Origin of the sequence: Croceibacterium soli (genome assembly GCF_009828065.1) — a bacterium.
Taxonomy (GTDB): domain Bacteria; phylum Pseudomonadota; class Alphaproteobacteria; order Sphingomonadales; family Sphingomonadaceae; genus Croceibacterium_B; species Croceibacterium_B soli.
Window position 1 is genome coordinate 21624 of the sequence record NZ_WTYK01000003.1, and the last position, 17997, is coordinate 39620.

The window sequence follows — 17997 nt, forward strand, 5'->3', positions numbered from 1 at the left end:
TGGCAGTCACGCACGGACGCCTCCGTGGGGCGCGTACCTGAACTCTCTGATCATCTAAGGACAGGCTACCCCTCAAGCCCAGGGCCGGGTCCGGTACCACTTGGTGATGATGTACTTCACCCCGGCTTTCACCGGCATCCCAGCGTGCAGCGTCCACGGGTTCGGCACGCCTTCCGCATCGGCGTTGTTCCACGCCAGGAGCGCGCCCTGCTTGGGTTCGATCGACAGGCCGATGTGGCCGAAGTCGGTGCTGCCGCCGTCTTCCACAGCGTTGAGGAAGACCATCGCGGTGTAGCTCCGCTGCCCGCCGCGGGTCTTCTCGGTGGCCCAGTACTTGGCATCGGTGAAGAACCAGTCGCAGTGCGCCTGGAACTGCTGGCCCGGCAGGTAGCGCTGGCCCTGGATCGTCTCGCCCCAGCGTGAGTCCAGGCCGAGCAGGTCGTCGATCCGGCGGCTGATCTTCTTCACGAACGGATCGGCCGGATCGACGTCGCCCGAATAGGAGGTCCGGTAATCCGCGCCGTAGGAGAGATCGAACACCTTGCTCGGCTTGGCCACCTGGTCGATCATCTCGATCATCCGTCGGCACTCGTCCGCGCTCATGAAGTCGCCGAGCGCGAAGATCTCCGCCAGGTCGGTCGGCAGCTTGTAGATGTCCTTGTTCGCGGCGAGCCGCTTGCGAACGGTTTCGCCGACGCGCTTGAGACCGCTCCGGTCCGGCACTTCGCCTTCGGGAACCCTGATGGTGGTGACGTTGGAGGCCATTGGCCCATCTTCCATGCGCCGCGGCGGCGATGCAAGCCTCGCTTTATCCGCCCGCCCCTGAACGCAGAAGCCCCCGGCTTTGCGGCCGGGGGCTTCGCTTCGCCGGTCCACTCAGTCCGGCAGAAGTGTGGTGCGCCTTACCAGAAGAAGTCGTGGATCACGTCGACCACTTCGCCGCGGCGGACGTCCACCAGCAGGGCGTCGTCGTAGTAGCGAACCCAGCGGTAGGGGCCGTAGACCTCCGGCAGGCGGTACTGCCACGGATCGTTGATCCAGTAGCGGTTCGAGTAGAACAGCGAGTCGAGGAACACCCCGATCCCGAGCCTGCGGTAGTTGTAGTGCCGGTAGGGCGAATAGTAGCGGCCCGGGCGGTACACATGCCGGTTGTAGTTGCGGTAGTTGTACCAGTTGTATCGGGAGTCATCGCGCCAGCGGCGATCCCAGCGGCTGTAGTCGTGACGGCGGCCGTCGCGCCAGTCGCGATCGTTGTCCCGCCGCCCGTCGCGCCAGCGGTCGCTATCACGGCGATCGTCGCGCCAATCGCGGTTGCCATCGCGGCGGTCGTCACGCCAGTCACGCTCGCGATCGCGGCGGTCGTCGCGGTCACGCGAGTCGACGTTGCGGTTCGGGTCGACATAGGCGGGATTGCGCACGGAACGCATGGGCGGGGCATTGCCGGTGTTCCAGCCGCCCCGCGCCACCGGAGGATCGTTGCGGTGCTGCGTGCGGACGGCTTCGCGGCTGTTGCGCTGCGGACGGGCTTCGGTGCGGGCCTCGCGCTGTTCCGCACGCTGCGCCTGCGCTGCCGACCGTTCCGCCTGGCGCTCGGCGCGACGTTCGGACTGCGCAGCCTGGCGCTCTTCGGCGGGCGCGGTGCGCCAGCCCCGGCGCTCGCCGTCCTGCGCCTGTGCGGGCACGGCCGCAAAGGCAAGGGCGGTTGCCAAGGCGGCGATCGCGCCGCCGGTGTAGATTTGAGGACGTTTCATTCGCGGCATCTCCAAGGCTGCCGCTGAGTGGCCGCGGCCTATGATGTCATAGGATTAGGTGAGTCGTGCTGTCGCGGCGGTGAACCGACCGCCGGACGTCCGTTCAGGTACATTAACCTTAACCTGAATAGTCCTTGCGGGTTCTTCGCCATTCATGGCATTGAGGACGTGGTCGCGACATCATCGAACGGGATGGAGCAGCCTGTGACGACGGTAGCACGGCACCTCACCATCCACGGGCGCGTGCAGGGCGTCTTCTACCGCGGCTGGGCGGTCGAGACGGCGCGCGAACTGCGCCTCGTCGGCTGGATCCGCAACCGGCACAACGGGACTGTCGAAGCGATCGTGCAAGGTGGCGAGCCAGCCGTCGAGCGCTTCATCGCGCTCGCCCACGAAGGCCCCGCCGGCGCGGAAGTGGAGCGGGTCGAAGTCCGCGAAGTCGGGCCCAGCGGCGAGCTGGAGGTCTTCAAGCAGGAGAGGACGGTCTAAACGACCCGGCCAGTCGGCGGCCGGACCAGATCCTCCCCCGGAGGGGGACCGCCGCCGAAGGCGGTGGTGGAGGGGTGTAACCGTCTCAGATAGGGTGACACCCCTCCGTCAGCCCTGCGGGCTGCCACCTCCCCTTACAGGGGAGGAATTGAGTCTCACACGAAGGCACGAAGACACGAAGACGTGCGCGCGACGCCTTCGTGTCTTCGTGCCTTCGTGTGAGTCTGAAAGGGGAGCTGTGTCCGCGTTCTGGCGGAAGTCTGTGCGTGGCTGACAGATGGGCCCTGAAACAAGTTCAGGGTGACGATGGTGGGGTTGGCCGGGTTCGGACAGCCCCCATTTCCGCCATCCTGATCTTGCTTCAGTCGTCATCCTGAACTTGTTTCAGTCGTCATCCTGAACTTGTTTCAGTCGTCATCCTGAACTTGTTTCAGGATCCATCCCGCCCACGCGCAGAGCAGGCGGGGGCGACCCGCCTGTCAGCGCGTCAGCTTCTTGTAGGCGAGGCGAGTCGGCCGGTCGGCCGCGTCGCCGAGCCTGCGCCGCTTGTCTTCCTCGTAGGCCGCGAAGTTGCCTTCGAACCATTCGACGTGGCTGTTGCCCTCGAACGCCAGGATGTGCGTCGCCAGGCGATCGAGGAAGAAGCGGTCGTGCGAGATCACCACGGCGCAGCCGGCGAAGTTCTCGATCGCGTCTTCCAGCGCGCCGAGCGTTTCCACGTCGAGGTCGTTGGTCGGTTCGTCCAGCAGCAGCACGTTGCCGCCGGTCTTGAGCATCTTGGCCATGTGCACGCGGTTGCGCTCACCGCCCGAAAGCTTGCCGACGTTCTTCTGCTGGTCGGCGCCCTTGAAGTTGAACGCGCCGACATAGGCCCGCGTGCTCGCGTCGGCGCCATTGATCTTCATGTAGTCGAGCCCGTCGGAGATTTCCTCCCAGACGTTCTTCTTCGGGTCGAGGTGGTCGCGGCTCTGGTCGACGAAGCCGAGGCGCACGGTCTCACCGATCTCAATGGAGCCGCTGTCGGGCTGTTCCTTGCCGGTGATCAGCTTGAACAGAGTCGACTTGCCGGCGCCGTTCGGACCGATCACGCCGACGATGCCGCCCGGGGGCAGCATGAACGAAAGGTTCTCGAACAGCAGCTTGTCGCCATAGGCCTTGGAGATGTTCTTCGCCTCGATGACTTTGCCGCCGAGCCGCTCCGGCACCTGAATGACGATCTGGGCCTTGCCCGGCTTGCGGTTGTCCTGCGCTTCCTGAAGCTGCTCGAACTTGCGGATACGGGCCTTGCTCTTGGTCTGGCGCGCGGCGGGCGTCTGCCGGATCCACTCGAGCTCTTCCTTCAGCGCCTTGCTGCGGCCGCTTTCCTCGCGCTCTTCCTGGTCGAGGCGCTTGGCCTTCTTCTCCAGGTAGCTCGAGTAGTTGCCTTCGTAAGCGAAGTATTTTCCGCGATCGAGCTCGAGGATCCAGCCGACTACGTTGTCCAGGAAGTAGCGGTCGTGGGTGATCATCAGCACCGCACCGGCATATTCCTTGAGGTGGTTCTCCAGCCATTCGACGCTTTCGGCATCGAGGTGGTTGGTCGGTTCGTCCAGCAGCAGGATCGAAGGCTTCTGGATCAGCAGGCGGGTCAGCGCCACGCGGCGCTTCTCGCCGCCGGAGAGGTTGTCGACCTCCCAGTCGCCCGGCGGGCAGCGCAGGGCCTCCATGGCGATCTCGAGCTGGTTGTCGAGCGTCCAGCCGTCGACCGCGTCGATCTTCTCCTGGAGCGTGCCCATCTCCTCCATCAGCGCGTCGAAGTCGGTGTCGTCCTTCGGATCGCCCATCTCGGCGCTGATCGCATTGAAGCGGTCGACCATGTCGGCGATCTCGCGGGCGCCGTCCTTGACGTTCTCGAGCACGGTCTTGCTCGTATCGAGCTCCGGCTCCTGCTCCAGGTAGCCGACGGTGATGTTCTCGCCCGGCCAGGCCTCGCCGGTGAACTCGGTGTCGATGCCGGCCATGATCTTGATCAAGGTCGACTTGCCGGCGCCGTTCGGGCCGACGATGCCGATCTTGGCGCCCTGATAGAACTGCAGGTTGATGTTGGAGAGCACCGGCTTCTGTGCGCCGGGGAAGCTCTTGGTCATGTTCTTCATGACGTATGCGTATTGGGCGGCCATTGTCGTCCTTCGGGGCGTATCGGGTGAATGCAGGGTTGGCCGGGCAGATAGGGGTTGCGGCCGGGCGGGGCAAGCGGGTTGGCAGCGCGGCCGGGCTTCGGTAGCACCTGCCGCATGAAGCATCTCCCTGCAGCGCTTCTCGCGCTTTCGCTCGCCGTTCCCGCTCATGCGGACGGGCTTTCCGATGCAGCCGACGCGGCGCTCGCCGGCGACGCCGTCGCCTGGGAGTTCGTGGAAGGCATCACGACCGAGGTCGGGCCGCGCCAGGCAGGGACCGAAGCCGAAGCGCGGGGCCGCGCCTGGGCGATGGAGTGGCTGCGGGGACAGGGCTTTGCCCGCGTGGCCGAGGAACCCTACACCATGAAGACCTGGGTGCGCGGCGAGGAGCGGGCGGAGATCGTCTCCCCGTTCCCGCAGCCGCTGCGGATCACCGCGCTCGGCAACAGCGCCGCCACCCCGGCAGAAGGGCTGACGGCGGAAGTGGTCGGCTTCATGACTTACGCCGATCTGGAAGCCGCGCCGGCGGGCAGTCTGGCCGGCAAGATCGCCTTCATCAGCCACGACATGCGCCCGACGCAGGACGGCTCCGGCTATTCCTTCGCCGGCCCCGCGCGCTGGACCGGCCCCGCGCTGGCGGCGAGCAAAGGCGCCGTCGCCACCGTCATCCGCTCGATCGGCACCGAAAGCCACCGCACGCCGCACACCGGCGGCACGACTTTCCCTGAAGGCGCTGCGGCAACTCCGGCGGGCGCGCTGTCGAACCCCGATGCGGACAACCTCGAACGCATGCTGGCGCGCGCCGAAGGCCGCCCGGTCACCATGAAGCTGGTGCTCACCCCGCGCGTGCTGGGCGACACGCAGAGCGGCAACGTCGTGGCGGAAGTCACCGGCCGCAATCCATCGCTGCCGCCGGTCCTGCTGGCCTGCCATCTCGACAGCTGGGATCTCGGCACGGGCGCGATCGACGACGCCTCCGGCTGCGGCATCATCGCCGCCGCAGCCAAGGCGGTGGCCGCCACCGGCCAGCCGCTGCGGACGATCCGCCTGCTGTTCGCCGGGGCCGAGGAGACCGGCGTCTGGGGCGGCAATGCTTATGCCGCCGCGCACAAGGACGAGCCGATCGCAGCGGCGCTGGAAAGCGACTTCGGCGCCGACCGGATCTGGCGGCTCGACAGCAACTTCCACACCAGCAATCCCGAACTGCACAACAAGCTGGCGCAGTCGGTCGCGCGCTTCGGTGTAGCGGGCTCGACCGCCGAGGCTACCGGCGGCGCCGACATCGGCATCGCCCGCGACCAGAAGACTGCGATCCTGGATCTGCAGCAGGACGGCACCCGCTACTTCGACCTCCACCACACGCCGGACGATACGCTCGACAAAGTCGATCCGGCGCAGCTGCGCCAGAACGTCGCGGTGTGGACTCAGGTCGTCGGCATCCTCGCCAACGAGGCGAAGGCGATCAAGCCGGCAAGGTAGGGCGCTTTCGCCGGGTCAGGCAGTCGGGACCCGGCTGCGGCTGGGCGAGATCTCCCAGACCCGGTCCTGCGGGAAGCAGGGTTTGAACGTGCCGAAGCTGCGCTCGCCTTCGCGCAGTTCCACGGCATGGCGGCCGATCGCCTTCCGCGACTTCTCGAGCGCCAGCCAGGGGTTGGCGGCGGAACACTCGATCGTCTGCGCCTCCCCGTTCGCCTCGGCATCGAGCAACAGCGTATAATGGGGCATGGGGTGGGCTCCTTCCAGCACCACCCTCCGGCATTTCGCGCGGTTCCGCACTAAGATAGATCAAGGCGCCATAGGCTGCGCCCGCGAGGCGGTAGGTAGGACGTGTTGGAAAATGGTCGGGGAGACAGGATTCGAACCTGCGACATCCTGCTCCCAAAGCAGGCGCGCTACCAGACTGCGCTACTCCCCGACTCTTTTTCGCGGGCGGATGGTGGGCCCGGCAGGATTCGAACCCGCGACCTAGCCGTTATGAGCGGCCAGCTCTAACCGCTGAGCTACAGGCCCCGTCCGCTATACGCCAGGCGTCGCCTAGACGCCGCGCGCCGCCGTGGCAAGCGCGGCTAGCGCTCGACCGCCTCCATGATGCCGCGCACGCCGGTCGGGCGCACGCCTCGCATGTCGAGATAGGCCAGCACGCGGAGCCACCAGTCGTAAAGCGCCTCCAGGTCCCCGGCGTCGCGTACATAAGGCGTGTGGCCGGCTTCCAGCGAAGGGCTGTGGAAGGAGAACACCAGCAGCGGCAGGCCGTCGTCGAGCGCCATGTCGATGCCGCGGATCGCCTCGTCGACGGTAACCCCTTCCGGCGTCAGCGGGATCCGTTCGAGCAGGCTCAGCCGCGCCAGCACCCCGCGCAGCCGCGGCGCCCGCCACAGCGCCGGGTAGAGCCAGTCTCCCTGGCGCCGGAGCATGCCCCAGAACACCGTCGTCAGCGGCAGCTCGAGCAGGTCGCGCCCCTCGTCCACCCAGTAGGGCGCCAGCGGATGGCGGCGGAAATCCGGGCCGCCGGCGGCCGAATAGTCGAACTTGGCACGCACGGAGCTGTCGATCGCCAGCCCCTCCGCCGTGAGCAGCTCCGCGGTGCGGGGGCCGACGCCGTATCGGCCCGCCCGGTAGATCAGTGGAGCTACGCCGAAGGCCTCCTCGATCTTCGCGCGCAAGCTGCCGAGCTTGGCCGCTTCCAGCCGCGCCGGGAGATTCCCGGCGAAGGAGTTGCGTGCGTTCACCTCCTCCTCGAAGGGCGGGTTGACCCACGGGTGCAACTGCATGCCGATCTCCGCCTTCCCCTCGAGCAGCGCGGGCCGGAGGATCTCCGCCGCGAGCGGGCAAGTGGCGATGGGCCAGTCTACCAGGTAGATCGGCGCCACGCCGGCCTCTTCGCAGAACTGCTGGAACCGGGCGAGTTGCCCCACGTGGCCGATGCCGTGGCCGTCCCGGGTGAGCGGCCCCGTCCAGTCGAACTCCTCCTCGGTATCGACGGTCACGATGAAGCGCTGCCCGAAGTCCGGCGCGAACCGCGCCATTCTGCCGGCCGGTGGCGGTTCAGGAATCGTCGTCATCGCGCACCCCCCCCAGGGCTCGGCGTTCGCTCAGGCGGCGGCGGAGCCGTTGCCCTCGGCATGGCTATGGCCGGGCGCCGCCACGGTCAAGTGAGGCAACGTCAGGATCGCCTTGCCGTCGCGCACGGTCAGCGCGCCTCCGGCCGCTTCGGCTTCGGCCCGGGCGAGGCGGAACGTGAAGCCGCTGCCGAACATCCCGGCGCTGATCGCCGGCGTCCGGCTTTGCGGGGAGCCGCTGAACAAGTCCTCCTCGGCGGCGAGCCCCGCCGGCAGTTCCGCCTCCAGCTCGATCCCGGCCTCGCTGCCGCGCAGCGCCAGCTCGATCGTCTCCCCGGGCGCCAGCGCGCCGGCGAGCGAGGCCAGCAGGCGCCAGGCGAGCAGGGCGCTGTCCTCCTCCCCCAGCCGCACGGCGAAGCTCTCGCCGGAGGTCAGCAGGCGCAGCCGGGCGCTGCGCGGGCGGGTGACGCCCTCCAGCCGGCGCAGCGTGCGCTCGACCACCAGCAGGAAGTTGCAGCTCTCGTCGGACAGCTCCAGCGCGTCCGTCGCCAGCCGGCTCAGGCGATCGAGCTCGTCGAACCCGGCCAGCAGGCGCGCGGCGTCGACCCCCACCGCCGCCGCCAGCGCGCGATAGGCGTTGGGCGCGGGGCCGAACAGCTGTTGCTGGATGATCTCGGCGAAGCCCTGGATCGCGTTCACCGGCGTGCGCAGCTCGTGGAGCACCTCGCGCATCCGGCCGCTGGCGCCGTCGGCGGATGCCTGCTCCGCCGGGAGGGGGCGCCGCATCCGCCCGCGATAGCCACGGAAGGTGCCGGTCTGCTCCTCGAAATAGGGTGCGGCGTCGATCGACCAGGTTCCGGCCACGAGCGGCGCACCGGGCACGTCCGCGCGGCCCCCGCGGACCGGCAGCCGGCGGCGCAGGGCAAGCTCGGTCGCCGCGTCGCAGAAGCCGGACACACCCGAGCCCCTGGCGGCGAGGCGGAGGCCGACGAGCAGCGGTGCGACCGGCGCCTCGGCCCAATCGATCGTCCCCGCGGCGTCGGTGGAGAAGTCGAACGCGCGCGGCGGTTCGGTGCGCGCGGGCGTCGCGCTGTCCTGGAGCGGCGGACGCGGGGCGATCACCGCCGCGGCCCAGCTTCCCTCGCGCTCTTTCCGGAAGGCCTCGATCCTTTTCACCAGTGCGCCGATGCCGCTGGCCGGGGCTTCTGCCGCCGGGGCGGGGGCGGGCTGTTCGGGCTCTTCCGGCGCCGGTTCCGGCCACGGGAGCACGAGGTCGCCGACGCCGAGCCGCGCCAGTGTCTGCTTGGCGGTCTCCGGCAGGTCGCGGCGGTGGCGCAGGAACCCGCGCGCGGTCATCGGCAGTTCCGGGATCAGCGCGTTCCACTCGTCCTCGCTGAGCCGGGCGGTGGCCATCGCCGCGGCGGACGCCTGCGGCTCGCCTTGCGCCAGCTGCCCGACCAGGCGTGGATTGCGCAGCCGCAGCCCCGGCTCGCGCAGGATTCGCGATTGCTCCGCCGCCGCGAGGTTTTCGCCGATCTCGCCAAGGCGCCGATAGGCCGCGTCGACCAGCGGCCCCGTCGCTTCGGCCGGCATGCTGCCGAGCAGATCGAGCAACTGCCGGAACTGAGTCCGCGCCGCCTGCTCGCCCGCAGCGCCGGAGCGCAGGACTGTGGCAAGGCGATCGTCGAACAGCATCGGGTCTCCGGCGGCGTGGCGGGGCGGATGCACGCGCGCACGATCGCCTTAGCGCGATGCGCAGCGAACAGAACGGGATGCTGCGGGTGCGTTGCAAACCGGGACAATTGCGGGCATAGGCAATTAAATTGCCGTTGAAGCTATGCTTTTGGCGCTTAGTTTCAGGCTTGGGATCGCAACAGCAGGGCTTCGGTAGCCGGGGCATCGGAATTCTATGGCAACGCTCGACTCAATCGATCGGCGGCTCCTCGCCGAATTGCAGGCCGAAGGCCGCGTAACCAACGTCGAACTGGCGCAGCGCGTCGGCCTCACTGCGCCGCCGTGCCTGCGCCGCGTCCGCGCGCTCGAGGAAGCCGGCGTCATCAAGGGCTACCATGCGGAGCTCGACGCCTCGAAGCTCGGCTTCGCCATCACCGTGTTCGCCATGGTCAGCCTGAAGAGCCAGGCCGAGGAAGACCTGCGCGCGTTCGAGGATCACATCCGCACCCTGCCCGAAGTACGCGAATGCCACATGCTCAACGGCGAGATCGATTTCATCCTCAAGATCGTCAGCAAGGACCTGCAAAGCTTCCAGGAACTGCTCACCAGCAAGCTCACCCCCGCGCCCAACGTGGCCAGCGTGAAGACCTCCCTCACCATCCGCACCGCGAAACAGGAACCAGGCGTCCCGCTGGACTGAGTGCTTTTCGGCAGCGCGGGTCCTCCCCGAAAGGGGAGAGTGTGAGCTAAAAAAACAATCCTCCCCCGGAGGGGGAGGGGGACCGCCGCCGAAGGCGGTGGTGGAGGGGGGTAGCCGCTAGCCGTGACACCCCTCCGTCAGCCCTGCAAGCTGCCACCTCCCCTTGCAGGGGAGGATCTACGGACTCCAGACATCCGCGCCCACGGCCAAATGGGCCCTGAAACAAGTTCAGGGTGACGATGAAGGTAGCCGCTGTAGGTGCGAGCTCAAAACCCCGTCATCCTGAACTCGTTTCAGGATCCATCCCGCCCCACGCGAAGAGCTGGCGGCTGCGGAGCGCGGCTGCGGAGCCGACGAGGCTCACAATGACACGAAGCCGCATGCACGACACCTTCGTGTCTTCGTGCCTTCGTGTGAGCTAAAAAACGATCCTCCCCCGGAGGGGGAGGGGGACCGCCGCCGAAGGCGGTGGTGGAGGGGTGTCCCCGCCAGCGGATGGCAACACCCCTCCGTCAGCCCTGCAAGCTGCCACCTCCCCTTGCAGGGGAGGATCTACGGACTCCAGACATCCGCGCCCGCGGCCAAATGGGCCCTGAAACAAGTTCAGGGTGACGATAGGGGTTGGGGGTAGGTTCAAAAACCCCGTCATCCTGAACTCGTTTCAGGATCCATCCCGCCCCACGCGAAGAGCTGGCAGTGACGAGCGGAGGAGCAATCAGCTCCCCCGCGTCTCCATCCAGTCCTCGAGCCACTTGATCGAATAGTCGCCGTTGAGCACGTCCGGCTGCTCCAGCAGCGCGCAGTGCAGCGGGATCGAGGTCTTCACCCCGTCGACCACCATCTCCTCCAACGCGCGGCGCAGGCGCATGATGCAGCCTTCGCGGGTGCGGCCGTAGACGATCAGCTTGGCGATCATCGAATCGTAGTACGGCGGGATGCGATAACCGGCGTAAAGCCCAGAATCGACGCGCACGTGCATGCCGCCGGGCGCGTGGTAGGCGTTCACCAGGCCGGGGCTGGGCGCGAAGGTCCACGGGTCCTCGGCATTGATCCTGCACTCGATCGCGTGCCCCTTGAACTCGATCTGGTCCTGCGTGAACGACAGCGGCCTGCCGTCGGCGATGCGGATCTGCTCGCGCACCAGGTCGACGCCGGTGATCGCCTCGGTCACCGGATGCTCGACCTGCAGTCGGGTGTTCATTTCGATGAAGTAGAACTCGCCGTTTTCCCACAGGAACTCGACCGTGCCGGCGCCGCGATAGCCCATGTCGGACATTGCGCGGGAGACGATCCCACCCATCCGCTCGCGGTCTTCCGGGGTGATCACGGGGGAGGGGGCTTCTTCCAGAACCTTCTGGTGGCGCCGCTGCAGCGAGCAGTCGCGCTCGCCGAGATGGATCGCGTTGCCCTTGCCGTCGCCGAACACCTGGAATTCGATGTGCCGCGGATTGCCGAGGTACTTCTCGATATACACCGTGTCGTCGCCGAACGCGGCTTTCGCCTCGTTGCCGGCCTGCTTCATCAGCGTTTCGAGCTGGTCGGGCGAAGTGCACACTTTCATGCCGCGCCCGCCGCCGCCCGAAGCGGCCTTGATGATCACCGGATAGCCGATCTCCTCGGCGATCTGCGCCGCTTCGACGGGGTCGGAGACGGCACCGGCCGAACCGGGCACCAGCGGCAGGCCGAGCGCGCCCGCGGTGCGCTTTGCCTCGACCTTGTCGCCCATGGTGCGGATGTGCTCGGGCTTCGGCCCGATCCAGGCCAGCCCGTGCGCTTCGACGATCTCCGCGAACTGGGCGTTCTCCGAAAGGAAGCCGTAGCCCGGATGGATCGCGTCGGCATGGGAGATCTCGGCGGCGGAGATGATCGCCGCGACGTTGAGATAACTGTCGCGCGCCGGCGGCGGGCCGATGCAGATGGCATGATCCGCCAGGCGCACGTGCATTGCGTCGGCATCCGCCGTCGAGTGTACGGCGACCGTCTCGATGCCCATCTCGTGCGCCGCGCGGTGGATCCGCAGGGCGATCTCGCCCCGGTTGGCGATCAGGATGCGGGATATGGCCATGGCTTAGCCGACGACGATCATCGGCTGGTCGAACTCGACCGGCTGGGCGTTCTCGACCAGGATCTGCTTCACGACGCCGGCCGAAGGCGCGGTGATCGGGTTCATCACCTTCATCGCTTCCACGATCAGCAGCGTGTCGCCGGCCTTCACCTGGTCGCCGACTTTCACGAAGTCGTCCGCGCCGGGCTCGGGAGCCAGGTAGACGGTGCCGACCATCGGCGACTTGATCGCATTGCTGTGGTCGGGTTCGGCGGGAGCTGCCGGCTGGGCCGACGGAGGCGGAGCCTGCGCGGCCATGGGCTGGGCCATGATCTGCTGCGCCGGGGCGGCAACGGCCGCGCGCGACACGCGAATCCGGCGGTCGCCCTCTTCAACCTCGATCTCGGTCAGCCCGGTGTCGGCCAGCACATCGGCCAGCTGGCGGACCAGCTTCTCATCGATCGTCATCCCCGGGCCGCGCCCGGAAACAGCCTTATTTTCGGCCATGTAGTCCTCGTTCTGGGTCGGTCAGGGGTGGCCTATGCGGCGACAGGCGCGACAAGGCAAGGGTGAGCGATCAGGCTCAGAGCCGTGCCGCCGCTTCCAGCGCCAGTTCGTAGCCGAACGGCCCGAAGCCGGCGATCGTTCCCTTCGCCGCCATGCCGACGAAGCTCTTGTGGCGAAACGCTTCCCGCGCGAGCGGATTGGAGACGTGCACCTCGATCACCGGCACCTTGATGGACCGGATCGCATCGTAGAGTGCCAGGCTCGTATGGGTCAGCGCGCCGGCGTTGAGGATCACCGCCTTGGCCCCGTCGGCCTGCGCCTCGTGCAGCCAGTCGCACAAGTGCCCTTCGTGGTTCGACTGGCGCATCTCGATGCTCAGCCCCAGCGCCTTGCCTTTGTCCTCCAGCCGCCCGGCGATGTCGTCCAGCGTGTCGTAGCCGTAGATCTCCGGCTCCCGCGTGCCGAGCAGGTTCAAGTTGGGTCCGTTGAGGACGAACACGGTGTCGGTCATGTGGAATTCCCCTTGTGCGGGTGGCATAGCGGCAAGGCGCCGCCCGGGCAAAAGCGAAAAGAGTCACGCCGAGACGCGGAGGCCCCAAGTGAGGTGAACACCAATCCTCGTCACCCTGAACTCGTTTCAGGGCCCATTCCGCCGCTGGGGCGGAGCTCGCTCTTGGGCAGCGCAGGGCCACTAGTGCCTGCCGGAGCACACCGGTCCCGGTTGAGAGATGGATGCTGAAACGAGTTCAGCATGACGAGGTTTTTTGGGGAAGGATGGGAGGATATCGGGGTGGCTGCGTCTACCTCCCCCCTCCCGCTTGCGGGAGGGGCCGGGGGTGGGCCTGGACGCGTGCACCCTACGTCTCCACCCCCTTTGCCTTGCCCCACTGCCGGGCAGCGGTGTAGCCGAGGTATCCCGTCCCGAAGAGCGTATAGAGCTCGGTCGGCAGAGCGCCGAGATAGGCGGTGATCCCACCGCCGATCGCCCGCGCCAGCGAGGGGTCGAATGCGGCCAGCACGCCCATTGGCAGCGACCACAGGATCAGCGCGTACATCACGTAGAGGAAGCTCGGGCGGGCCCGGCTGGTCCAGGGATCGGGCGAGCGGGCTTCGGCCACCACCGCCGAGAGCCGCGCCTCGATCCGGCGCATCTCCTGGGTGCCCTGCAACTCGAGCAGTTCCAGCTTGGCCCTGGCGCGGGCGTCCTTGTCCGGGATCACCTTGTCGATGATCGAGGCGATGGGTCCGATGAGCGATTCGAGAACGGGCATGGCGCAACTCCGCAGCAGCGATTCGCGCTATATGAACCCATTTGGTTCGAATAGGAAAGTTGTTTGTGCCTAAATCGGCAGTCCTACGTAGTTTTCCGCAAGGCTCGTCTGCGCCGCCCGGCTCGTCGCGATGTAGTCGAGTTCCGCCACCTGCATCGCCCGCTCGAACGCGCCGTCCTCGGGGAAGCGGTGCATCAGCCGGGTCAGCGACCAGCTGAACCGCTCCGCCTTCCACACCCGGGCCAGCGCCCGGTCCGAATAGCCCGCGATCGCATCGCCGTCGTTCGCCCGGAAGAACCCGGTCAGCGCCTCGGCGGCATAGTGCACGTCGGACGCGGCCAGGTTGAGCCCCTTGGCCCCCGTGGGCGGGACGATATGCGCCGCATCGCCGCACAGCAGCAGGCTGCCATGCCGCAGCGGCGCGAAGACGTAGCTCCGCAGCGGCGCGATGGATTTCTCGAGCGCCGGCCCGCGCGTCATCTGCGCCGCGGCTTCCGGGCCCAGGCGGATCGCCAGCTCGTCCCAGATCCGTTCGTCCGGCCAGTCCTCGATCCGCTCGCTCAGCGGCACGTCGACGTAGTACCGGCTGCGCGTTTCCGAGCGCATCGAGGCGAGGGCGAAGCCGCGCTCGTGGTTGGCGTAGATCAGCTCGTGGTTGCACGGCGGCACGTCGGCCAGAATGCCGAGCCAGCCGAACGGATAGACCCGCTCGTACTCGCGCCCGACCGAAGCCGGCACCGCCTTGCGGCTCGGCCCGTGGAACCCGTCGCACCCGGCGATGAAGCGGCAGTCGACACGGCGCTCGGCGCCGTCCTTGCGGTAGGTCACGAACGGCGCGTCGCCGTCCACCTCGTGCAGGGCGACGTCCTCCGCATCGTAGATCACCTCCAGCCCGCGCTCCTCGCGCGCCGCCATCAGGTCGCGGGTCAACTCGGTCTGGCCGTAGACGACCACCTGCTTGCCGGTCAGCGCGGCCACGTCGATGCGGATCAGCCGCTCGCCGTCGGCCAGGTTGAACCCGTCGTGCGGCAGGCCCTCGGCCTTCAGCCGTCCGTCGAGCCCGAGCCGCTCCATCAGCGAGACGGTGATCTGCTCGAGCACGCCGGCGCGGATCCGGCCGAGGACGTATTCGGGGGAGCGGCGCTCGATCACGACGCACTCGACCCCTTCCGCGCGCAGCAGATGGCCGAGCAGCAGCCCGGCCGGCCCGGCGCCGACGATGCAAACCTGTGTTCTCATGGCCCGGCCTCTAGGCGCAGGTCGCGCCTGCGCGCAATCGCCTTCACGGCCGCCCGCGTTAGCATTCCGTTAGCCATGCGTTTTCGCAGCCCCTTAGGCCCCCCGTAGTAATACGACCCGCGAAATCGGGGAAATTCTCAGTGCGAATTCCGGGCATACTGCAGCGGCTGCGTGACGACACGGCGGGCAACGCGCTGGCGATTTGCGCCGCCGCGATCCTGCCGCTGACCGCGGTGATCGGCTCCGCGCTCGACATGAGCGTCGCCTACATGACCCGCGCCAAGCTGCAGAATGCCTGCGACGCCGGCGTCCTGGCCGGCCGCCAGTTCATGCAAGGCACGACTTTCGACAGCGCCGTCGAAGCGGAAGCCGCCAAGTTCTTCGCGTTCAACTTCCCCGAGGGCACCTCCGGCTCCACCGGGATCGACTTCACGGTCGAGCAGGATGCCGACAACAGGTCGCAGTTGGTCGGCTCGGCAGAGGCCTCGGTGCCCACATCGCTGATGCGCATCTTCGGCTACGACGCGATCCCGCTGGAAGTCTCCTGCGACGCCACCCGCGACATGGGCCACAACGACATCGTCCTGGTGCTGGACGTCACCGGTTCGATGAACTGCCCGCCCGGCGTTGCCGGTTCTTGCGGCGGCGTCGAACAGGCCGGCTCCAGGCTCGGCCGCCTGCGCAACGGTGCGATCGGCCTCTATCGGGCGCTCGACTCGGGCGACGGATCGGTGACCCGCTACGGCATCGTGCCCTATTCCCACACCGTGAACGTCGCCCGTTCGCTGATGAACCGGGATATCCTGGTCGATCAGCAATACATCAACGGCACCTGGGACTACCGGATCTGCGACACGAACGGCCACCAGATCTGGAACTGCCAGAACCGCTCCGTCGACGGGCCGCGGCCCAGGACCGGCGTGCAGACGATCAACGGGCAGCAGAAGTATATCGACAGCCTCAGCTTCCGCCGCAACGGATCGAAGACCGTCCACATCAGCAATTCCTACTGGAACAACGCTAACGGCGCCTATCCCGGCAACCGGCAGGGGTTCAGGGACAGCGGCATGGGCTGCATCGAGGAGCGGCCGAGCGTCGGCACCCCGACCAACCAGTTCCAGATCCTCACCACCGTCTCGCGCGCCGACGTCGACACCCGCGCCGGCAACGGCGGCAATCAGGATCACCTGCAGTTCGGCCGCTACGATCCCTTCGTCCAGCGGGGCCAGACGCAGGAAGGCTGCCCGCCCGAAGCCACCCGCCTGCGCCAATATGCCAGCGAAGGCGCGTTCCAGACCGCGATCGATACCGCCACCGCCTTCGCCACCGGCGGCACGTACCACGACATCGGCATGCTCTGGGGCGCGCGGTTCGTCTCCCGCACCGGCTTCTTCGCCGGCAACAACTTCAACCAGGGCGACAACGTGACCGAGATCGACGACGTGCCGGTCAACACGCACATCGTCTTCATGACCGACGGAATGCTCGATACCGGCGCGACGCTCTACTCCGCCTACGGCGTCGACACCTACCAGCGGCGCCTCGGCACTTCCGGGTCGCAGAACGGGCGCCATATCGACCGCTTCGACTCGGTCTGCGAGACCATCAGGAACATGGGCGTGACCGTGTGGGTGATCGCCCTGGACGTGAGCGACACCGACGACATCGAGCCTTGCGCCACCACCTCCGACCATTTCTTCGTCAGCGACGGCACCGACCTCGAGCAGGTGTTCGAGCGCATCGGCCAGGGCATCGGCAACCTGAGGCTGACGCGATGATCGGAAGTTTCCTGCGCTCGCTGCGGCGCGATGCCCGGGGCGCGACGATCGTCGAGTTCGCGCTGATTGCGATGCCGCTCTGCGTGCTCGTAATGGGCGCATTCGACCTTGGCCACCAGAGCTACATCCGCACCGTGATGCAAGGCGCACTCAACGACGCGGCGAGGCGCGCCGCGGTGGAGGACCCGGCATTCACCGCCAGCGGCTCGACCACGGAGGAGCGGGTGGAGAACACCATCGCGCAGCGGCTGCAGGCGATCACCCCCGGCGCCACGATCACCATCAGCCAGAGCAACTTCTACGACTTCAGCGGCATCGGCAATCCCGAGAAGCTGATGCGCGACGAGAACGGTGACGGCTCCTACGACGCCGCGGACGGCGACTGCTTCTCGGATCTCGACGAGGACGGGCAGTACGACACCGACACCGGCCGCTCCGGCATCGGCGGGGCGAACGACGTCGCGTTCTACCAGGCCGATCTCGTCATGCCGCGCCTTCTGCCCGTGGCCGGCCTGATCGGCTTCTCGCCGAACTACGAAATGAGCGTCGCCACCGCGGTCCGCAACCAGCCTTACGGAGAGCAGCGCACGCCGCCGGTCGTCTGCGGGGACGAGGCATGAAAGTGCCGCGCTTCAACGGCCTCCTGCGCCGCATGCGAGCGGACGAGCGCGGCGTCGCGTTCATCGAGTTCGCCTTCGCCGCGCCGGTGCTGCTGTTCGCCACGCTCGGCGGGCTCGAACTCGCCAACTACGCGCTCACCCACCTCAAGGTGAACCAGATCGCGATGACCGTCGCCGACAACGCCGGCCGCGTCACCACCGGCATCGACGAGGCCAACCTCTACGAGGTTTTCGCCGGCGCGAACGTGATCGGGGAGTCGGTAGATTTCGAAGCCAACGGCCGCATCGTGCTGTCCTCGCTGCAGGACAACGGCCGCACCGGCAACCGGCATGGACAGACGATCAACTGGCAGCGCTGCTGGGGCGATCTTCCCATCGATCCCGCCTACGGCGAGGAGGGCGACGGGCGGAACGACGCCTCGCTGGAGCAGGGCATGGGCCCGCCCGGCAACAGGATCCAGTCCATCCCCGGCACCGCGGTGATGTTCGCCGAGGTCACCTACGAATACCAGCCGCTGATCTCCGCCACGATCCTGCCCCTGTCAGGCACGATCCGCCACGAAAGCGCCTTCAACGTCCGCGGCCGCCGCAACAACGACATCAGCAACACCCAGGACCTCGCCCGCCTCGATTGCTCCTGAGGGGGTTCATCGGAAAGCCTGCTTTCGCGATCGCCTCGCCAAGCGTCAGGGCCAGGAGCCGGGCGCTA

General features: G+C 67.6%; 17 protein-coding genes and 2 tRNA genes. 6 read left to right on the top strand and 13 right to left on the bottom strand.

Features of this window, described 5'->3' with window-relative positions:
* Positions 1-72: 72 nt before the first annotated feature.
* Positions 73-765: a prolyl hydroxylase family protein gene (locus GRI75_RS05905; RefSeq protein ID WP_160746050.1), complete on the bottom strand. Its 693-nt coding sequence runs from the start codon at positions 763-765 to the stop codon at positions 73-75.
* 137 nt (positions 766-902) lie between these two features.
* Positions 903-1751 carry an RcnB family protein gene (locus GRI75_RS05910; RefSeq protein ID WP_202389626.1) on the bottom strand — a complete coding sequence of 283 codons (849 nt, stop codon included), beginning with the start codon at positions 1749-1751 and terminating at the stop codon, positions 903-905.
* A gap of 204 nt (positions 1752-1955) precedes the next feature.
* Here GRI75_RS05910 and GRI75_RS05915 point away from each other — a divergent pair, with 204 nt between their 5' ends.
* Complete coding sequence (locus tag GRI75_RS05915) at positions 1956-2240, top strand: acylphosphatase (protein WP_160746052.1); 285 nt, start codon at positions 1956-1958, stop codon at positions 2238-2240.
* A 479-nt stretch (positions 2241-2719) separates the two neighbouring features.
* Here the strand turns inward: GRI75_RS05915 and ettA are convergent, their stop codons facing one another.
* Complete coding sequence (ettA, locus tag GRI75_RS05920; RefSeq protein WP_160746053.1) at positions 2720-4399, bottom strand: energy-dependent translational throttle protein EttA; 1680 nt, start codon at positions 4397-4399, stop codon at positions 2720-2722.
* Positions 4400-4513: 114 nt separating this feature from the next.
* On the opposite strand from ettA, the gene GRI75_RS05925 reads away from it, so the two are divergent.
* Positions 4514-5875 carry a M20/M25/M40 family metallo-hydrolase gene (locus tag GRI75_RS05925; RefSeq protein ID WP_160746054.1) on the top strand — a complete coding sequence of 454 codons (1362 nt, stop codon included), beginning with the start codon at positions 4514-4516 and terminating at the stop codon, positions 5873-5875.
* Positions 5876-5890: 15 nt separating this feature from the next.
* Here GRI75_RS05925 and GRI75_RS05930 read toward each other — a convergent pair whose 3' ends face one another.
* The 5 genes from GRI75_RS05930 to GRI75_RS14745 all read right to left on the bottom strand — a co-directional run bounded on the left by GRI75_RS05930 (position 5891) and on the right by GRI75_RS14745 (position 9183).
* Entirely contained in the window at positions 5891-6121 is a 231-nt protein-coding gene (locus GRI75_RS05930; protein WP_160746055.1) for a hypothetical protein, read from the bottom strand.
* 113 nt (positions 6122-6234) lie between these two features.
* Positions 6235-6311: transfer RNA gene (locus GRI75_RS05935), tRNA-Pro, on the bottom strand.
* Between the two features lie 19 nt (positions 6312-6330).
* A tRNA-Ile gene (locus tag GRI75_RS05940) sits at positions 6331-6406 on the bottom strand.
* Between the two features lie 56 nt (positions 6407-6462).
* Positions 6463-7458: a polysaccharide deacetylase family protein gene (locus GRI75_RS05945; protein WP_160746056.1), complete on the bottom strand. Its 996-nt coding sequence runs from the start codon at positions 7456-7458 to the stop codon at positions 6463-6465.
* A gap of 30 nt (positions 7459-7488) precedes the next feature.
* Entirely contained in the window at positions 7489-9183 is a 1695-nt protein-coding gene (locus tag GRI75_RS14745; protein WP_160746057.1) for a sensor histidine kinase, read from the bottom strand.
* A 181-nt stretch (positions 9184-9364) separates the two neighbouring features.
* On the opposite strand from GRI75_RS14745, the gene GRI75_RS05955 reads away from it, so the two are divergent.
* Positions 9365-9829 (top strand): Lrp/AsnC family transcriptional regulator, encoded by a 465-nt coding sequence (locus GRI75_RS05955; RefSeq protein WP_160746058.1) that lies wholly within the window; start codon positions 9365-9367, stop codon positions 9827-9829.
* A 715-nt stretch (positions 9830-10544) separates the two neighbouring features.
* Here GRI75_RS05955 and accC read toward each other — a convergent pair.
* The 5 genes from accC to pobA all read right to left on the bottom strand — a co-directional run bounded on the left by accC (position 10545) and on the right by pobA (position 14890).
* Positions 10545-11894, bottom strand: coding sequence for an acetyl-CoA carboxylase biotin carboxylase subunit (gene accC / locus GRI75_RS05960; RefSeq protein ID WP_160746059.1), 1350 nt, complete (start codon positions 11892-11894; stop codon positions 10545-10547).
* 3 nt (positions 11895-11897) lie between these two features.
* Entirely contained in the window at positions 11898-12380 is a 483-nt protein-coding gene (gene accB / locus GRI75_RS05965; protein ID WP_160746060.1) for an acetyl-CoA carboxylase biotin carboxyl carrier protein, read from the bottom strand.
* 76 nt (positions 12381-12456) lie between these two features.
* Positions 12457-12891 (bottom strand): type II 3-dehydroquinate dehydratase, encoded by a 435-nt coding sequence (gene aroQ, locus GRI75_RS05970; protein ID WP_160746061.1) that lies wholly within the window; start codon positions 12889-12891, stop codon positions 12457-12459.
* A 346-nt stretch (positions 12892-13237) separates the two neighbouring features.
* Positions 13238-13651, bottom strand: a complete 414-nt coding sequence (locus tag GRI75_RS05975; protein ID WP_160746062.1) for a holin family protein — start codon at positions 13649-13651, stop codon at positions 13238-13240.
* A 69-nt stretch (positions 13652-13720) separates the two neighbouring features.
* Complete coding sequence (gene pobA / locus GRI75_RS05980) at positions 13721-14890, bottom strand: 4-hydroxybenzoate 3-monooxygenase (RefSeq protein ID WP_160746063.1); 1170 nt, start codon at positions 14888-14890, stop codon at positions 13721-13723.
* Positions 14891-15030: 140 nt separating this feature from the next.
* Here pobA and GRI75_RS05985 point away from each other — a divergent pair, with 140 nt between their 5' ends.
* The 3 genes from GRI75_RS05985 to GRI75_RS05995 are packed head-to-tail and all read left to right on the top strand — an operon-like array spanning position 15031 to position 17929.
* Positions 15031-16668, top strand: a complete 1638-nt coding sequence (locus GRI75_RS05985; protein ID WP_160746064.1) for a Tad domain-containing protein — start codon at positions 15031-15033, stop codon at positions 16666-16668.
* Positions 16665-17288, top strand: coding sequence for a TadE/TadG family type IV pilus assembly protein (locus GRI75_RS05990; protein ID WP_160746065.1), 624 nt, complete (start codon positions 16665-16667; stop codon positions 17286-17288). Before GRI75_RS05985 ends, GRI75_RS05990 begins: the two co-directional genes overlap by 4 nt.
* Positions 17285-17929, top strand: coding sequence for a TadE/TadG family type IV pilus assembly protein (locus tag GRI75_RS05995; RefSeq protein ID WP_160746066.1), 645 nt, complete (start codon positions 17285-17287; stop codon positions 17927-17929). Before GRI75_RS05990 ends, GRI75_RS05995 begins: the two co-directional genes overlap by 4 nt.
* Positions 17930-17997: the final 68 nt, after the last annotated feature.

Excerpts from the sequence above, each read along its gene's own strand:
- aroQ (WP_160746061.1), bottom strand. The coding sequence starts at position 12,891 with ATGACCGACACCGTGTTCGTCCTCAACGGACCCAACTTGAACCTGCTC.
- GRI75_RS05945 (WP_160746056.1), bottom strand. The coding sequence starts at position 7,458 with ATGACGACGATTCCTGAACCGCCACCGGCCGGCAGAATGGCGCGGTTC.
- accB (WP_160746060.1), bottom strand. The coding sequence starts at position 12,380 with ATGGCCGAAAATAAGGCTGTTTCCGGGCGCGGCCCGGGGATGACGATC.
- GRI75_RS05995 (WP_160746066.1), top strand. The coding sequence starts at position 17,285 with ATGAAAGTGCCGCGCTTCAACGGCCTCCTGCGCCGCATGCGAGCGGAC.
- GRI75_RS05925 (WP_160746054.1), top strand. The coding sequence starts at position 4,514 with ATGAAGCATCTCCCTGCAGCGCTTCTCGCGCTTTCGCTCGCCGTTCCC.
- GRI75_RS05930 (WP_160746055.1), bottom strand. The coding sequence starts at position 6,121 with ATGCCCCATTATACGCTGTTGCTCGATGCCGAGGCGAACGGGGAGGCG.
- GRI75_RS05905 (WP_160746050.1), bottom strand. The coding sequence starts at position 765 with ATGGCCTCCAACGTCACCACCATCAGGGTTCCCGAAGGCGAAGTGCCG.
- GRI75_RS05975 (WP_160746062.1), bottom strand. The coding sequence starts at position 13,651 with ATGCCCGTTCTCGAATCGCTCATCGGACCCATCGCCTCGATCATCGAC.
- GRI75_RS05910 (WP_202389626.1), bottom strand. The coding sequence starts at position 1,751 with ATGAAACGTCCTCAAATCTACACCGGCGGCGCGATCGCCGCCTTGGCA.
- accC (WP_160746059.1), bottom strand. The coding sequence starts at position 11,894 with ATGGCCATATCCCGCATCCTGATCGCCAACCGGGGCGAGATCGCCCTG.
- GRI75_RS05955 (WP_160746058.1), top strand. The coding sequence starts at position 9,365 with ATGGCAACGCTCGACTCAATCGATCGGCGGCTCCTCGCCGAATTGCAG.
- GRI75_RS05990 (WP_160746065.1), top strand. The coding sequence starts at position 16,665 with ATGATCGGAAGTTTCCTGCGCTCGCTGCGGCGCGATGCCCGGGGCGCG.
- ettA (WP_160746053.1), bottom strand. The coding sequence starts at position 4,399 with ATGGCCGCCCAATACGCATACGTCATGAAGAACATGACCAAGAGCTTC.
- pobA (WP_160746063.1), bottom strand. The coding sequence starts at position 14,890 with ATGAGAACACAGGTTTGCATCGTCGGCGCCGGGCCGGCCGGGCTGCTG.